The organism is Azospirillum lipoferum 4B (assembly GCF_000283655.1).
GTDB classification, from domain to species: domain Bacteria; phylum Pseudomonadota; class Alphaproteobacteria; order Azospirillales; family Azospirillaceae; genus Azospirillum; species Azospirillum lipoferum_C.
In genome coordinates this window covers 22,152-38,646 of sequence record NC_016585.1, presented here as the reverse complement: position 1 = coordinate 38,646, position 16,495 = coordinate 22,152, and the positions used below count along the sequence as shown (strand labels likewise).

Below are 16,495 nucleotides of genomic sequence, written 5' to 3'. Positions count from 1 at the left end.
GATTTGATCGGAATCATAAGGAAAGCTGGGGGTATGCGCGGCCTGAACCTCGACCAGCTCATCACCTTCGCCACCGTCGTCGAGCATGGCGGCTTCACCGAGGCGGCAAGCCGGCTCGGCCTGACCCAGCCGGCGGTCAGCATGCAGATCCGCAATCTGGAGGAGCGGTTCGGCGTGCGTCTGGTGGAGCGGGTCGGCAAGCGCGCCCTGCCGACGGCGGCCGGCCGCGACCTGCTGCCCTTCATCCGCCGCATCCGCGACGAGGCGGAGGCGGCATCGACCGCCATGGGGCGGCACCGCGCCGGGCAGGCGGGGCGCGTGCGCATCGGCACCGGCGCCACCGCCTGCATCTACCGCCTGCCGCCGATCCTGACCGCGCTCCGCGCCGCCCATCCGGGACTGGAGATCATCGTCGTCACCGGCAACACGCCCGACATCCTGGACGCGGTGGAAGCCGGGGCGCTGGATCTCGCGCTCGTCACGCTGCCGGCGGTCCGCGCCGGCCTGTCCATCGAACCGGTGTGCAGCGAGGAGCTGGTCTGCGTCGGTCCACGGATCGGGGATGGGACCAGGGAAGCGGATGGGCCGGCGCCGGACGGCATCGCTCCGGCGGCGCTGGCGGACGGGGCGCTGATCCTCTACGAGCGCGGCGGCACCATGCGGGCGGTGATCGACGGCTGGTTCATGGCCGGCGGCGTGCAGCCGCGCCCGTCGATGGAACTCGGCAATGTCGAGGCGATCAAGAACCTCGTCGCCGCCGGGCTCGGCCGGTCGATCCTGCCGTCGGTCACCGTCCAGGGACCGGGCGACCGCGACCGCTTCGCCGTGCGGCCTCTGGCCCCGCCCCTGGTCCGCAAGCTTGGGTTGGTGTTGCGCCGTGACAAAGTGCCGGATTCCGGCGTGCGGGCGATGGTAAGGGCGATTGCGGATATGCGGTATTCATAAATATAAAATTGCTTATTGTTGGCGCTCTACAGTCCTATTTCCTTTGGAGGGTTTACAGAGGCTTTCGGTCTTGCACACTCTCTTTTATTGGGAATTTCGTTTTTCTTGAGCGACTATGACCAAACCGCAGCCTGTCCCGGATGAGCCCGCGACCAGCCGGATGGGGGGCGGGGCGGACCCGGATGCCCAGCCGAAGGCTTCCCCGAACACCCGGCCGACGGTCGATCCGGCCACCGCTCCCGATCCGCGGCTGGCGGCGCGGGTGAACGAGCTGGAGCAGGAGAATGCGCGGCTGCGGGCCGCCCTTGCCACCGCCTGCAGCGGCTGCGACGACCTGCAGACGGTCACCGTGCGCAACGAGGATCTGCGGATCGCCTTCGACGCCCTGGAGCGCAGCCGCGCCGCCCATGCCGACAGCGAAAGGCGGCTGCGCGCCATCCTGGACAGTGCCGTCGGTCATGCCATCCTGACCCTGGCGCCGGACGGCAGGGTGACCAGTTGGAATCCCGGTGCCGTCCGCATCCTGGGCTGGACGGAGGAGGAGGCGCAAGGCCGGCCGGTCGCCTTTCTCTTCCCGCCGGAGGATGTCGTGGCCGGCGTGCCAGACTCGCTGAGGCTGCGGGCGCTGGCCGAAGGGCGCATCCAGGAGGAACGGGCCTTCCGCCGCCGCGACGGGTCCGAGGTCTGGGGAGCGCTGACCATCCTGCCGCTGCAGGGCGCCGAGGACGGCTATCTGTGGATCCTGCACGACCGTTCCGACGAGCGGCGGATGGAAGAGGCCATCGCCGACGCGCGCAAGCGTGCCTGCGACATCCTGGACAGCATCGACGAGGCGCTGGTGGCGCTCGACCGCGATTACCGGGTGATCTACCAGAACCGGCGGGCCGAGCAGCTCGACCATCTGCCGCTGTCGGCGATCCGCGGCCGCCGCCTGTGGGAGATCTGGCCCCAGCTCGCCGGCTCCGACCTTGAGGCGCTGTGCCGCAAGACCATGACGGAGCGGGTGCCGACCGGCATCGAGAAACGCCTGGACGGCGAGGACACCACGCTGTGGCTGGAGATCCGCATCCTGCCGACGGCGGAGGGGGTGGGCTGCTTTTCCCGCGACATCACCATGCGCAAGCGTGCGGAGGAGGAGGTGCGCGCCTCGCACGAGCGGACGGTCATGATCCTGGAGAGCATCAGCGACGCCTTCTATGCCGTCGACCATGACTGGCGCTTCACCTACATCAACCGCAAGGCGGAACGGCTGTGGGGCCGGTCGCGCGACACCCTGCTGGGCCGGCGCATCTGGGAGGCCTTCCCCAACGTGCTGGGCAGCGAGGCGTTCGAAGCGCAGAAGCAGGCGGTGCGCGACGGGCGGGAGACGACCATCGAGGTGAAGTCGCCCATCCTCGGCGACTGGGCCGAGATCAGCATGTATCCCAGTCCCGACGGGCTTTCGGTCTATTTCCGCGACATCACCGCCCGCCGGCGGGCGCAGCAGGCGCTGATGCAGGCGAAGGAGTCGGCGGAGGCGGCCGACCAGGCCAAGGGCAAGTTCCTGGCCGCCGCCAGCCACGACCTGCGCCAGCCGCTGCAGGCGCTGCTGCTGTTCGTCGACGTGCTGAAACCCCATGTGCAGGGCAGCCAGGGCGCCAACGCGCTGATGCATCTCGGCCGCGGGCTGGACGCGCTGAAGGAGCTGCTCGACAGCCTGCTGGACATGTCGCGGCTCGACGCCGGGGTGGTGCAGCCGAACATCGAGAATGTCCCGATGGTGCCGCTGTTCGACCACATCGCCGCCTCCTACCGGCCGGTCGCGGCGGCCAAGGGGCTGGAGCTGCATGTCCTGTCCTGCAACGCCGCCGCGCGCACCGACCGCACGCTGCTGACCCGCATGGTGCGCAATCTGGTGGAGAACGCGCTGCGCTATACCGAGAGAGGCAGGATCGACATCGAATGCCGGCAGGCCGGCGGGCGCCTGCTGATCGAGGTGCGCGACACCGGCATCGGCATCCCGCCCGACCATCTGGAACGCATCTGGGAAGAGTTCCATCAGGTCGGCAATCCCGAACGCGACCGCAACCGCGGCCTCGGTCTCGGCCTTGCCATCGTGCGGCGGCTGTCGCAGCTGCTGAACCATCCCGTCGACGTGCAGTCGAAGCCGGGGCAGGGGACCAGCTTCGTCATCGCCCTGCCGCCCGGCCGGGCCGTCGAGCGTCAGCTCAGCCCGGCGGAGGCGGCGGCGACGACCGGCCACGGCCGCTTCGCCGTGGTGGTGGACGACGACGCCATCGTGCTGCTGGGGCTGGAGACGATCTTCCGCGAATGGGGTTACGAGGTGCTGGTCGCCGGTTCCGCCGAAAAGGCGGTGGAGGCGCTGCGCCGCAGCGGCCGCCGTCCCGATCTGGTCGTCGCCGACTACCGCCTGCGCGAAGGCCGCCTCGGGACCGACGCCGTCGCCGGCATCCGCGCGCTGTTCGAGGAGGCGGGCGGCCCGCCGGTTCCGGGCCTGATCCTGACCGGCGAGACCGGCCCCGAATGCGAACGCGACGCCGCCGTCCTTGGGCTGGGCATCATCCACAAGCCGGTGACCCCGCGCCAACTCAGCCATGCGCTCGGCGAGCTGCTGGGGCTGCGGTGAGCGGGATCGCGTGAGGCGTCAGCCCTGCTCGATCAGGTCGGCGCAGGCCTCCACCGCGGCGGCGGCGTAGGGGCGGATGCGCGGCGGGATCTGGGACGGGTTGATGCCCGGCCCGAGGATGCCGACGCCGACCGGCTTCATGAACTGAAGCTGCAGGTCGATCAGGCTGGAGATGACGGCATGGCCCATGACGTTGCCATGCTCCGTCTCGCCCCGCTCGATGATGCCCAGCGCCACCGCGCCGGCGACGTCGTCGCGCATCAGCAGGCGCTTGATCGCCAGCGGCTTCTCCATCGAGCCGGGAACCCAAACCTCCGCGACGATGCCGAGGCCGCGGCGGGCGGCGACCGCGCGCGCCTCGTCCAGCATCTCCCCCACCTCCTTGCGGTGGAACCGTCCGAGCACGATGCCGATGTTGCTCACCCTCTGTCTCTCCCCTGATTGGCAGCCTGATATCTGGCGGTCTGACGTGTTACGGTCTGAACCTGCGCCCAAACTGTCGCGTCGCCGCGCAAAGCGCAAGGGGCGTCGCCAGTTCGAAAATTTCGGCCTGCGCTTTAAATATTACTTCCCGTTGTTTCGGCCCGAAATCGGGATTTGCAGCGTCCGGTCAAGGACTGGTGGATGCACAAATGCCCGCGGACAAGGTTAAGCTTCGCATACGGTTCGTTCCCGACTGCGGCAGGCCGTCGCAGCGTGCTACAAATCGGCGCAAATTTCTCGCCTCCGCTTGTGTTGCAGCCATGTAATTATGAGCATGTGGGGGTTGCGCCGGTCCTGGCCTGCAGGGCCAATGCAGGAACGGCGCGGCCGCAGAAGATCGGTCAGGCGAATCCGGAACGGCAATCATGTTGAAGGGTGCGATCGAATACGCGCCGTCGACCTTCGAGGAACGGGGGGCCGCGGTGGCCTTTACCACGCCGCTGCTGTCCCAGACCCGCGTGCGCCGCGGCGAACGGTCCAAGCTGGAGGTGCTGATCCCCAGCCTGTCGCAGGGCATGGGCATCTATGTGGTCGCCTGGAAAGCGGTGCCGGAGATGGTGTCGATGACCATGCACGACCGCTATCTCCACGACCTGATCGTGAAGGAGGACGCCTGTGCCCCGCACGAGATCCGGCGGGCGACGCTGAAGGCGGCGCGGCGCGGGCTGGCCGGGCCGAAGGCGGCGCAGGCGGCCCGCCATGCGCTGGAGGAGGATGAGGAGCAGGGCACCCTCACCCATTACCTGCTGATCCTGTCGATCCTGAAGGCGGTCGGGCTGGAATCGCCGGAGATGCTGAAGGCCGGCATCGACACCGACGAAGGGCAGCGGCTGACCCGCCAGTTGATGACCCGCGCGGCGGAAAGCCTGCGGATGGACGCGACCCTGCTCTATTCCCGGCTGGCCGAGATCGCCGCGGTCGCCGCCCCGGTCGGACTGGCGCGCTCGCCCAAGCCCGGCCGGCTGACGCGCGGGCTGACCGACCTGAAGGGTTTCCGCGACAGCCTGACCGACTGGGCGCGCGAGGTGCCGAGCGACGCCGCCCCGGTCGCCGCCTTCTGCGCGGAGGTGGCGCAGCACACCATCGGCATCGGGGAAAAGGTTCTGGGTGACTTCCATCGCCGCATCGAGGCGATCGGTCCGCTGATGCGCGACTGGGACAGCGAGATCGTCCGCGTGCGCGCCCAGGCGGGGCGGATGGCGTGGCTGCTCGACGGCTGGAGCCACATCACCGGAGCCTGGGAGGTGGCGCAGACCGAGGACCATCACCAGCAGGCCGCGACCGTCAACGACCTGTTCCGTATCCTGCCCCTGCTGCCGAGGAAGGAGTCCAGCCGCGACTTCGTGGCCGATTCCAAGCAGGTCAAGCTGGCCCACCGCCGCTCCGTCCGCATGCTGGAGGACTGGCGCACCGGCCAGATGGACATGGACGCCATCCGCCGGATCGAGGCGGTGAAGGCGCGCGCGCCATGACCGAAGCGGTGGACGGAACCGGACAGGGCAAGGTCGACCGCCTGCCAGGGCTGGAAAGCCGGCTGTTCGACATCCCCGAGGACAAGTTCATCGAGGTCGTCCGCCTGCTGGAGCGGGTGCGCGACCATCCCGACGTGCGCCAGACCTTCGCCGCCATCCGCCCCCGGCTGGTCCAGTTGCGTCCCGGCCGCCGGCCGACGATGAAGCGTGTCCTGTGCATGCCGTTCGAGGATGTGCTGGAAAGTTTCAGCGGGGTCGACGTGCCGCTGGGCCGCATCGAACGGCGGGTGATCGAACCGGTCTGGCGGCTGGTGACCGAATACGGGGATGCCGCCCTGATCGACCAGCTCGACCGTCAGGTGCAGGAAACCGCGCCCGGCAACGTCAACGCGCTGCGCAACATCGGGCGCCGGCTGTGGCCGATGGCTGCCGAGGCGATTCGGGGGGCGGTGGAGCAGGATGCCTCGCGCCAGCTGGTCTGGCGGCTGCTGCATGGCGACGAGGATCTGCGGCGGCAGGTTCTGGACGTCGCCGCCTTCCTGGAGATCGGCCTGACGGTGGAGACGCTGAAGGACGCGCTGGCGCCCAAGCCGCTGCCGGCGCTGGACGACCGCCATGTCGACGCCGTCGAGCAGGCGGCCCAGGCGGCGGCGCGCCAATCGCCGACGCTGGTCTATTACCTGCTGCTGGTCGCCGCCTCGCGCATGGCGAACCCGGCCGACCTGCTGACGGTGCTGAACGACATCGACCTGGGCAAGGCGCGGCGGGAACAGCCGGTGATCTTCGCCCAGCTGAGCGGGCTTGTGGTCACCAACCTGGAGGAGCGGAGCGCCCGGTTGGACGGGAACGTCTATGGCAAGGGCGACGGGGCCGGCGGGGCTGTCGTCGCCATCGTCCCGGAGGAGGCCATCGCCATCGCCGAGCGGCTGGTTGCCAGCGTCGCCACCACCTCCGCCGTCATGGATTTCCTGGCCGAGCCGGTCTATCGCGAGCGGCTGGAGGCGGTGAAGGCAGCGGTGCGGACCATGGTGACCGGCAGCGTTCTCGACACGGCGCCCCAGGGCATCCTGACCGCGGTGGCGGCCCCCGCCGCCAATGGCCGGCCGGTCGCCGTCGACGACGACGCCCAGACCGCGGCGGAGGACCATGCCCGCGCGTTGCGCCGCTGCGAGGGGCTGGCCGATGCGCTGGGCCTGCACGAGCCGCTGAAGGACGCCATGGCGTCGATGGAAAAGGGCCTGCTGGAGCGGGCGCACGCCCTGCTGGACCGATATCCGGAATCGGCCGGCGACCCGGACGACGCGGAGACGGCGGAGATCAACCTGTTCTACGCCCTGCGCCTGCTGGAAATGGTCGCCGGCCCCGCCAAGGCCGACCGGCTCCGCACCGCCATCATGGCCGCGACGGGGGAATTTGCGGAGGAGTAGGGGGACCTGCTTCCCCCTCTCCCCAGGGGGAAGAGGGGACTCTATCCGGGAGAGGGTACCCCCTCACGAGGTCGCCGGCAGGGCGTCGCGCGCCTCTTCCTCGTCGGCGTAGCGGCGGGCCAGGACGGCGCCGACCATCAGCTGGATCTGGTGGAACACCATCACCGGCAGCAGCACCAGACCGGCGGTGGCCGGGGCGAACAGCACGCCGGCCATCGGCACGCCGCTGACCAGCGACTTCTTCGACCCGCAGAAGACGATCACCGCCTCGTCGGCGCGGGAGAAGCCCAGGCGGCGGCTGAGCAGCATCGTGCCGACCAGGAAGAGCGCCAGGATGACACCGTCGATCAGCACCACCATGCCCAGCGCCGTCGGCGGCACCTGATGCCACAGACCGTTCACCACCGCCTCGCTGAAGGCGATGTAGACGACCAGCAGGATCGAGCTGCGGTCGGTGAACTTCAGCATCGTCTTGTGCCGCGCCGCCCAGGCACCGACCCAGCGCCGCAGCAACTGTCCGGCAACGAAGGGCAGCAGGAGCTGTGCCGCAATGGTCTGCAGCGTGTCGAGCGACAGCGCCGTCCCCTGCACCTTCAGGAACAGCGCCACCAGCAGCGGCGTCATCAGGATGCCGGAGATGTTGGACAGGGTGGAGCTGCACACCGCCGCCGCGACGTTGCCCCGCGCCATCGAGGTGAAGGCGATGGAGGACTGGACGGTCGACGGCAGCAGGCAGAGGAACTGCACCCCGATGGCGAGTGCCGGCGGCAGCAGGCTGTGCGGCAGCGCCGCCACCGCCGCCCAGCCGATCAGCGGGAAGGCGACGAAGGTCAGGCTGAAGATCAGCAGGTGCAGGCGCCAGTGCGCCATGCCCGCCACCACCTCTTCCCGCGGCAGGCGGGCGCCGTGCAGGAAGAACAGCAGCGCGATGGCCGCCTCCGCCAGCCAATGCACGCCCTGGGCGAGCTGGCCCTGAACCGGCAGCACGGTCGCCAGCCCGACGGTCGCCACCAGGGCCATGGTGAAGCCATCCATGTTCGGGCGCGGTACGCGGATCATCGTCGCAAGGCTCCTTCGCGGCATCCTCAGGTATACAGTATCCAAAGTTTAACCCTGCAGCGCAGCATCAGGAAAGCGTGACCATGCCGCGCCGGGGCCGGGTGAACGCATGGCAGCCTTGAACTGGTTGTCTTTTTCGCCGTCTTTCCACGATGCGGCAGTGTATCCGCAGGCGGCCGGACCGCCTTAATCCCTTGAAGGACTGCAGGTTTCGCGGGCGTCAGCTTCCCCCTTGCCTCGCGCCTCTCCATACGGTAACGTATGGTCAAAGAACGGATGATTTCCCAGGGGAGCGATACGCCATGCTGTCCAACCAGTACCCGAGCCTGAATTTCGACCTGGGCGAGTCGGCCGACATGCTGCGCGATTCGGTGCGCAGCTTCGCCGCCAACGAGATCGCCCCCCGCGCCGCCGAGATCGACCGGACCAACGAGTTCCCGAACGAGCTGTGGCGCAAGATGGGCGATCTCGGCATCCTCGGCGTGACGGTGGAGGAGGAGTATGGCGGCGCCGGCATGGGCTATCTGGAGCATGTCGTGGCGATGGAGGAGGTGTCGCGCGCCTCGGCCTCGGTGGGGCTCAGCTACGGCGCCCATTCGAACCTCTGCGTCAACCAGATCCGCAAGAACGGCAACGAGGATCAGAAGCGCCGCTACCTGCCCAAGCTGATCTCCGGCGAGCATATCGGCGCGCTGGCGATGTCGGAGCCGAATGCCGGGTCGGACGTGGTGTCGATGAAGCTGCGGGCGGAGAAGAAGGGCGACCGTTACGTCCTGAACGGCACCAAGATGTGGATCACCAACGGCCCCGACGCCGACACGCTGGTGATCTATGCCAAGACCGACATCAACGCCGGCCCGCGCGGCATCACCGCCTTCCTGGTCGAGAAGGGCTTCAAGGGCTTCTCGGTGGCGCAGAAGCTGGACAAGCTGGGCATGCGCGGCTCCAACACCGGCGAGCTGGTGTTCGAGGATTGCGAGGTGCCGGAGGAGAACATCCTGGGCGGCGTCGGTCGCGGCGTGAACGTGCTGATGTCGGGGCTGGATTACGAGCGCGCGGTGCTGTCCGGCGGTCCGCTCGGCATCATGCAGGCCTGCATGGACGTGGTGATCCCCTATGTCCACGACCGCAAGCAGTTCGGCCAGCCCATCGGCGAGTTCCAGCTGATGCAGGGCAAGATCGCCGACATGTACACGATCATGAACGCCGCCAAGGCCTATGTGTACGCCGTCTGCAAAGCCTGCGACCGCGGCGAGACCACCCGCAAGGACGCCGCCGCCGCCATCCTGTTCTCCGCCGAAAAGGCGACCTGGATGGCGCTGGAGGCCATTCAAACCCTGGGGGGCAACGGCTACATCAATGAATACCCGACCGGCCGCCTGCTGCGCGACGCCAAGCTCTACGAGATCGGCGCCGGCACCAGCGAGATCCGCCGCATGCTGATCGGGCGCGAACTGTTCAAAGAGACGGCCTGAGGGAAACGGCCTGAGGCCGGAAACAAAGAGCATCGAGGGAAAGGGACCGAGCACCATGACCGACAGCATCGTCATCGCCGCCGCCGTCCGCACGCCGATGGGCGGCTTCCAGGGCGACCTCATGGGCCTGACCGGCCCGCAGCTGGGCGCCGTCGCCATCCAGGCGGCGCTGGAGCGCTCGGGCCTCGCCGCGGACGCGGTGGACGAGGTGTTCATGGGCAACGTGCTGTCGGCCGGGCTGGGCCAGGCCCCGGCGCGTCAGGCGGCGCTGGGCGCCGGTCTGCCGAAGGGTGTCGGCTGCACCACCATCTCCAAGGTCTGCGGCTCGGGCATGCGGGCGGTGATGTTCGCCCATGACGTGATCAAGGCCGGCTCGGCCAAGGTCGTGGTGGCCGGCGGCATGGAGAGCATGTCGAACGCCCCCTATCTGCTGGACCGCGCCCGCGCCGGCTACCGCATGGGTCACGGCAAGGTGCTGGACCACATGTTCTTCGACGGTCTGGAGGATGCCTACGAGAAGGGCCGCCTGATGGGCACCTTCGCCGAGGAATGCGCCGGCAGCTACGGCTTCACCCGCGAGGCGCAGGACAACTACGCCATCGAAAGCCTGAACCGCGCCCGCAAGGCGGTGGAGGACGGCTCCTTCAAGGCGGAGATTGCGCCGGTGCTGGTCAAGGGCCGCAAGGGCGATACGCTGGTCGACACCGACGAGCAGCCGGGCAAGGGCGATCCCAAGAAGATCCCGACGCTGAAGCCCGCCTTTGCCAAGGACGGCACGGTGACGGCGGCGAACGCCTCGTCGATCTCCGACGGCGGCGCGGCGCTGATCGTCACCACCCGCAGCGAGGCGGACCGCCGCGGCCTGCGCGTGATCGCCGAGATCAAGGGCCATTCCAACCACGCCCAGCAGCCGGCGCTGTTCACGACGGCCCCGGTGGGTGCGATGCAGAAGCTGTTCGAGAAGGTGGGCTGGTCGGCCCGCGATGTCGACCTGTTCGAGATCAACGAAGCCTTTGCGGTCGTCACTATGGCGGCGATGCGCGATCTGGATCTGCCGCACGACAAGGTGAACGTCCATGGCGGCGCCTGCGCGCTCGGGCATCCGATCGGGGCTTCGGGGGCGCGGATCATCGTGACGCTGCTGGCGGCGCTGGAGAAGTACGATTTGAAGCGGGGCGTGGCTTCGCTGTGTATCGGTGGGGGTGAGGCGACGGCGATTGCGGTGGAGCGGGTGTAAGGGCAGGCGCTTGCCCCCTCCCTAACCCTCCCCCGCTTTGCGGGAGAGGGAACTGCCGCTGCACTCCCGCAAAGCTCCTGCCCCCTCTCCCTCGAAGAGGGGGAGGGATGGGGAGGGGGCACGGCACCGCACGCCACCAACAAAAATCATCGCCCGAGGAAACGTCCGATGCACCTGACCGAAGAACAGACCATGGTCCGCGACATGGCCCGCGCCTTCGCGCGGGACCGGCTCGCCCCGACCGCCGCCGAGCGCGACCGCAGCGGCGCCTTTCCCAAGGCCGAACTGGCCGAGATGGGCGAACTCGGCCTGATGGGCATGCTGGTGCCGGAGGAGTTCGGCGGCGCCGCCACCGACCATGTCGCCTACGCGCTCGCCATCGAGGAGATCGCCGCCGGCGACGGTGCGGTGTCCACCATCATGAGCGTCCACAACTCGGTCGGCTGCATGCCGATCCTGAAATTCGGCACCGACGCCCAGAAGGACCGCTTCCTCAAGCCGATGGCGCGCGGCGAGATGCTGGGAGCCTTCTGCCTGACCGAACCGCAGGCGGGGTCCGACGCCTCGGCGATCAAGACCCGCGCCCGGCGCGACGGCGACCACTGGGTGCTGAACGGCACCAAGCAGTTCATCACCTCGGGCTCGCAGGCCGATGTCGCCATCGTCTTCGCGGTGACCGATCCGGCGGCCGGCAAGAAGGGGCTCAGCGCCTTCATCGTGCCGACGAACACGCCGGGCTATCAGGTGGCGCGGACGGAGGAGAAGCTGGGCCAGCACTGCTCCGACACCTGCCAGATCGTCTTCGAGGAGTGCCGGGTTCCGGCCGATCTGATGCTCGGGGCCGAAGGCGCCGGCTACAAGGTGGCGCTGGCGAACCTGGAGGGCGGGCGCATCGGCATCGCCTCGCAGTCGGTCGGCATGGCCCGCGCGGCGCTGGACCACGCCGTCCGCTATGCCCAGGAGCGCCAGAGCATGGGCGTGCCGATCATCCAGCATCAGGCCATCGCCTTCCGCCTCGCCGACATGGCGACACGGGTGGAGGCGGCGCGGCAGATGGTGCTGCATGCGGCATCCTTGCGCGATGCCGGGGTGCCCTGCATGAAGGAGGCGGCGATGGCCAAGCTGTTCGCCTCGGAGATGGCGGAGAAGGTCTGTTCCGACGCCATCCAGGTCCATGGCGGCTATGGCTATCTCGCCGATTTCCCGGTGGAGCGCATCTATCGCGACGTCCGGGTCTGCCAGATCTACGAGGGCACCAGCGACATTCAGCGGCTGGTGATCAGCCGCGCGCTCGTCCAGTAACGCGTCCAATAACCGAGACCGCCAAAAACCAAAATCGCCAAACCGGGAGGAAGACGGCATGACCGTCCTTAAGAGCGCCCTGAACGCGCGCTCCGCCGAGTTCCAGGCCAACGCCGACGCCATGCAGGCCCTGGTCGACGATCTGCGCCGGAAGGTCGCCGCCATCCAGCAGGGCGGCGGGGCGAAGGCCCGCGAAAAGCACCTCGCCCGCGGCAAGCTGCTGCCGCGCGAGCGCATCCGCCAGCTGCTCGACGTCGGCTCGCCGTTTCTGGAGCTGTCGCAGCTGGCCGCCGACGGCGTCTATGCCGAGGACATTCCGTCGGCCGGCATCATCGCCGGCATCGGCAGCGTCGCCGGGCAGGAATGCATGATCGTCGCCAATGACGCGACGGTGAAGGGCGGCACCTATTACCCGCTGACGGTCAAGAAGCATTTGCGGGCGCAGGAGATCGCCCAGCAGAACAACCTGCCCTGCATCTATCTGGTGGATTCGGGCGGCGCCAACCTGCCGAACCAGGACGAGGTCTTCCCCGACCGCGACCATTTCGGCCGCATCTTCTACAACCAGGCCAACATGTCGGCCGAGGGCATCCCGCAGATCGCGGTGGTGATGGGAAGCTGCACCGCCGGCGGCGCCTATGTCCCGGCGATGTCGGACGAGGCGATCATCGTCCGCAACCAGGGCACCATCTTCCTGGGCGGCCCGCCGCTGGTGAAGGCGGCGACCGGCGAGGTGGTGTCGGCAGAGGATCTGGGCGGCGCCGACGTGCATTCCCGCACCTCCGGCGTGACCGACCATTACGCGATGAACGATGCCCACGCCCTGGCGATGGCGCGCCGCGTGGTGTCGAACCTGAACCGTGCCAAGCACATCGACCTGGATCTGCGCGAGCCGGAGGAGCCGGCCTTCGACCCGCGCGAGCTCTACGGCGTCATCCCCAGCGATGCCCGCAAGCCCTTCGACGTGCGCGAGGTGATCGCGCGGGTGGTCGACGGTTCGCGCTTCGACGAGTTCAAGCCGCTCTACGGCACGACGCTGGTCACCGGCTTCGCCCATATCTTCGGCTATCCGGTCGGCATCATCGCCAACAACGGCATCCTGTTCAGCGAATCCGCCCTGAAGGGCGCCCATTTCGTCGAGCTGTGCTGCCAGCGCCGCATCCCGCTGGTGTTCCTGCAGAACATCACCGGCTTCATGGTCGGCCGAAAATACGAGGCCGGCGGCATCGCCAAGGACGGCGCCAAGCTGGTCACCGCGGTCGCCTGTGCCAAGGTGCCGAAATTCACCGTCATCATCGGCGGCAGCTATGGCGCCGGCAATTACGGCATGTGCGGCCGCGCCTACAGCCCGCGCTTCATGTGGATGTGGCCGAACGCCCGCATCTCCGTCATGGGCGGCGAGCAGGCGGCCGGCGTGCTGGCCCAGGTCAAGCGCGACGCCATGGAGGCCCAGGGCAAGCCGTGGTCGGCCGAGGATGAGGAGGCGCTGAAGGCCCCCATCCGCGCCCAGTTCGAGCGCGAGAGCCACGCCTATTACGCCAGCGCCCGGCTGTGGGATGACGGCATCATCGACCCGGCCGATACCCGTATGGTTCTGGGCCTCGGCCTGTCGGCCTCGCTGAACGCCCCGGTGCCGAAGACGCCCTTCGGCGTCTTCCGGATGTGAGGAGAGAGCCATGAGCGATATCCTCATCGACGTTGCCGACACCGGCGTCGCCACCGTCACCATGAACCGCGGCGACGTGCACAACGCCTTCAACGAGCAGGTCATCGCCGACCTGACATCGGCCTTCCGGCGGGTGGGCGAGGATCCGGCGGTGCGCGTCGTCCTGCTGCGCGGGGTGGGCAAGAGCTTCTCGGCCGGGGCGGATCTGTCCTGGATGAAGCGGATGGCCGGCTACTCCCATCAGGAGAATCTGGCCGATGCCATGGGCCTTGCCACCATGCTGCGCACGCTTGACGAATGCCCGAAGCCCACGGTCGCCGTGGTGCAGGGTCCGGCCTTCGGCGGCGGCGTCGGGCTGGTTTCGGCCTGCGACATCGCCATCGGCGTCGAGACCGCCACCTTCGCCCTGTCGGAGGTGCGGCTGGGCATCATCCCCGCCGCCATCAGCCCCTATGTCATCGCCGCCATCGGCGAGCGCGCCTGCCGCCGCTATTTCCTGACCGGCGAGAGGTTCAGCGCGGCGGAGGCCCACCGCATCGGCCTGCTGCATGAACTGACCAGCGCCGAAGGGCTGGAAGACATTGTGGCGAAGACGGTTAGGGCCCTGATGGACAGCGCGCCCACGGCGGTCACCGCCGCCAAGGAGCTGATCCGCGCCGTCGCCCGCCGGCCGCTGACCGAAGAGGTGATGCGCGACACGGCGGAGCGCATCGCCCGCCAGCGCGCCAGCGCCGAAGGCAAGGAGGGCGTCGGCGCCTTCCTCGAAAAACGCACCCCGTCCTGGCGGAGCTGATCCACATGTTCGACAAGATCCTGATTGCGAACCGCGGCGAGATCGCCTGCCGGGTCATCCGCACCGCCCGCCGCATGGGCATCAAGACCGTGGCCGTCCATTCGGAGGCCGATGCCAAGGCGATGCATGTCCAGATGGCCGACGAGGCCGTCTGCATCGGCCCGGCCCCGGTCGGCGAAAGCTATCTGCGCGGCGACGTCATCCTGGATGTTGCCAGGCGCACGGGCGCCCAGGCCGTCCATCCCGGCTACGGCTTCCTGTCGGAGAATGCCGGCTTTGCGGCGGCTTGTGCGGAGGCCGGTGTCGTCTTCATCGGCCCGCCGATCGAGGCGATCCGTGTCATGGGCTCCAAGGCGGAATCCAAGCGGCTGATGGCGAATGCCGACGTGCCGCTGGTGCCGGGCTATCACGGCACCGACCAGGATTTCGCCACCCTGTCGGCGGAGGCCGAGCGCATCGGCTATCCGGTGCTGGTCAAGGCGTCGGCCGGCGGCGGCGGCAAGGGCATGCGCGTGGTGCGCGCCGCTGGGGAGCTGGCGGATGCGGTGGCCGGCGCCCAGCGCGAGGCCAAGGCCGCCTTCGGCGACGACAGCCTGCTGCTGGAGAAGTATCTCGGCCGGCCGCGCCATGTCGAAATCCAGGTCTTCTGCGACACCCACGGCAACGGCGTCTATCTGTTCGAGCGCGACTGCTCGGTCCAGCGCCGCCACCAGAAGGTGATCGAGGAGGCGCCGGCCCCCAACCTGCCCGACGACCTCCGCCGCCGCATGGGCGAGGCTGCGGTTGCCGCCGCCAAGGCGGTGAACTATGTCGGCGCCGGTACCGTCGAGTTCCTCTATGAGGATGGCGGCTTCTATTTCATCGAGATGAACACCCGCCTGCAGGTGGAGCATCCGGTGACCGAGAAGATCACCGGCCTCGATCTGGTCGAGTGGCAGCTGCGCGTGGCGGCCGGGGCGGAGCTGCCGCTGCGCCAGGACCAGCTGACCCGCAGGGGGCATGCCTTCGAGGCGCGGCTCTATGCGGAAGACCCGCAGCGCGACTTCCTGCCGGCCATCGGCAAGCTGGTGCGCCTGCGCCCGCCGGCCGAGAGCGATCATGTCCGCGTCGACACCGGTGTGCGCGAGGGCGATTCGGTGACGATGTATTACGACCCGATGATCGCCAAGCTGATCGTCTGGGACGAGGACCGCGACAGCGCGCTGCGCCGCCTGCGCGTGGCGCTCGCCGAATACGAGGTGGTCGGCGTCACCACCAATGTCGGCTTCCTCGGCGCCATCGCCGGCCATCCGGCCTTCAAGGCGGTGGAGATCGACACCGGCTTCATCGAGCGCCACCGCGCCGACCTGCTGCCGCCGCCGGCCCCGGTTTCGGACAGGGCACTGGCCGCCGCCTCGCTGTCGGTGCTGCTGAAGCGCCGGGAGGAGGCCCAGGCCGCGCTGCGCGCCCGGTCGGACCGCTACTCGCCCTGGCTGCTCGCCAATGGCTGGCGGCTGAACGAGGAGAACCATTACGACCTGCGCCTGATGGACGGCGACACGGCGCGCGAGGTGACGCTGCATTTCCGGGCAGATGGCTATGAGGTCGCGGCGGATGGCGGCAAGCCGATGCCGGTGACCGGGGTCAGCCTGACGGACGGCCTGCTGACCGCGACGCTGGGCGGCATGCGCACCCGCGCCACCGTGGTGCGGCAGGGGCTGGACATCACCGTGCTGATCGACGGCGCGGTGTACCGCCTGACGCTGGACGATCCCAGCGCCCGCGCGGCGGAGCAGGAGGGCGGCTCCGGCCGTCTCACCGCGCCGATGCCGGGCACCGTGGTCCGCGTGCTGGTGGAGGCGGGCCAGAGCGTCGAGGCCGGCGCGCCGCTGATGCTGCTGGAAGCCATGAAGATGGAGCACACCATCAAGGCCCCGGCGGCGGGCACCGTCAGCGCCGTGAATTTCGCGGCGGGCGATCAGGTGTCGGAAGGCGTCGATCTGCTGGTTCTCGACATCGCGGAGGGCTGAT

At 68.8% G+C, this 16,495-nt stretch carries 12 protein-coding genes; 10 read left to right on the top strand and 2 right to left on the bottom strand.

Annotated features, from left to right (window positions below):
* Nucleotides 1-33 precede the first annotated feature (33 nt).
* Both AZOLI_RS14080 and AZOLI_RS30385 read left to right on the top strand, forming a co-directional pair.
* Nucleotides 34-945: a LysR family transcriptional regulator gene (locus tag AZOLI_RS14080; RefSeq protein WP_014187830.1), complete on the top strand. Its 912-nt coding sequence runs from the start codon at nucleotides 34-36 to the stop codon at nucleotides 943-945.
* Nucleotides 946-1,060: 115 nt separating this feature from the next.
* Nucleotides 1,061-3,571 (top strand): PAS domain-containing hybrid sensor histidine kinase/response regulator, encoded by a 2,511-nt coding sequence (locus AZOLI_RS30385; protein ID WP_162488197.1) that lies wholly within the window; start codon nucleotides 1,061-1,063, stop codon nucleotides 3,569-3,571.
* Nucleotides 3,572-3,589: 18 nt separating this feature from the next.
* Here the strand turns inward: AZOLI_RS30385 and AZOLI_RS14070 are convergent, their stop codons facing one another.
* Entirely contained in the window at nucleotides 3,590-3,994 is a 405-nt protein-coding gene (locus AZOLI_RS14070; protein ID WP_014187828.1) for a 6,7-dimethyl-8-ribityllumazine synthase, read from the bottom strand.
* A gap of 425 nt (nucleotides 3,995-4,419) precedes the next feature.
* Between AZOLI_RS14070 and AZOLI_RS14065 the strand changes: the two genes are divergently transcribed.
* Nucleotides 4,420-5,526 (top strand): hypothetical protein, encoded by a 1,107-nt coding sequence (locus tag AZOLI_RS14065; RefSeq protein ID WP_014187827.1) that lies wholly within the window; start codon nucleotides 4,420-4,422, stop codon nucleotides 5,524-5,526.
* Nucleotides 5,523-6,953, top strand: a complete 1,431-nt coding sequence (locus AZOLI_RS14060; RefSeq protein WP_014187826.1) for a hypothetical protein — start codon at nucleotides 5,523-5,525, stop codon at nucleotides 6,951-6,953. The genes AZOLI_RS14065 and AZOLI_RS14060 overlap by 4 nt, the downstream gene beginning before the upstream one ends.
* Before the next feature lie 63 nt (nucleotides 6,954-7,016).
* On the opposite strand, the gene AZOLI_RS14055 is transcribed toward AZOLI_RS14060, so the two are convergent.
* Nucleotides 7,017-8,012 (bottom strand): bile acid:sodium symporter family protein, encoded by a 996-nt coding sequence (locus AZOLI_RS14055; RefSeq protein WP_014187825.1) that lies wholly within the window; start codon nucleotides 8,010-8,012, stop codon nucleotides 7,017-7,019.
* Between the two features lie 302 nt (nucleotides 8,013-8,314).
* On the opposite strand from AZOLI_RS14055, the gene AZOLI_RS14050 reads away from it, so the two are divergent.
* From AZOLI_RS14050 to AZOLI_RS14025, 6 genes are all read left to right on the top strand, one after another.
* The gene (locus AZOLI_RS14050; protein WP_014187824.1) at nucleotides 8,315-9,487 is read left to right on the top strand and encodes an isovaleryl-CoA dehydrogenase; all 1,173 of its coding nucleotides are present in this window, start codon (nucleotides 8,315-8,317) and stop codon (nucleotides 9,485-9,487) included.
* 55 nt (nucleotides 9,488-9,542) lie between these two features.
* On the top strand, nucleotides 9,543-10,724 hold the full coding sequence (locus AZOLI_RS14045; RefSeq protein ID WP_014187823.1) for an acetyl-CoA C-acyltransferase: 1,182 nt from the start codon (nucleotides 9,543-9,545) through the stop codon (nucleotides 10,722-10,724).
* Between the two features lie 168 nt (nucleotides 10,725-10,892).
* The gene (locus tag AZOLI_RS14040; protein ID WP_014187822.1) at nucleotides 10,893-12,026 is read left to right on the top strand and encodes an acyl-CoA dehydrogenase; all 1,134 of its coding nucleotides are present in this window, start codon (nucleotides 10,893-10,895) and stop codon (nucleotides 12,024-12,026) included.
* A gap of 58 nt (nucleotides 12,027-12,084) precedes the next feature.
* Nucleotides 12,085-13,692: a carboxyl transferase domain-containing protein gene (locus AZOLI_RS14035; RefSeq protein WP_014187821.1), complete on the top strand. Its 1,608-nt coding sequence runs from the start codon at nucleotides 12,085-12,087 to the stop codon at nucleotides 13,690-13,692.
* 10 nt (nucleotides 13,693-13,702) lie between these two features.
* Nucleotides 13,703-14,485, top strand: a complete 783-nt coding sequence (locus AZOLI_RS14030; RefSeq protein WP_014187820.1) for an enoyl-CoA hydratase/isomerase family protein — start codon at nucleotides 13,703-13,705, stop codon at nucleotides 14,483-14,485.
* A 5-nt stretch (nucleotides 14,486-14,490) separates the two neighbouring features.
* Nucleotides 14,491-16,494 carry an acetyl/propionyl/methylcrotonyl-CoA carboxylase subunit alpha gene (locus AZOLI_RS14025; protein WP_014187819.1) on the top strand — a complete coding sequence of 668 codons (2,004 nt, stop codon included), beginning with the start codon at nucleotides 14,491-14,493 and terminating at the stop codon, nucleotides 16,492-16,494.
* Nucleotide 16,495 lies beyond the last annotated feature (1 nt).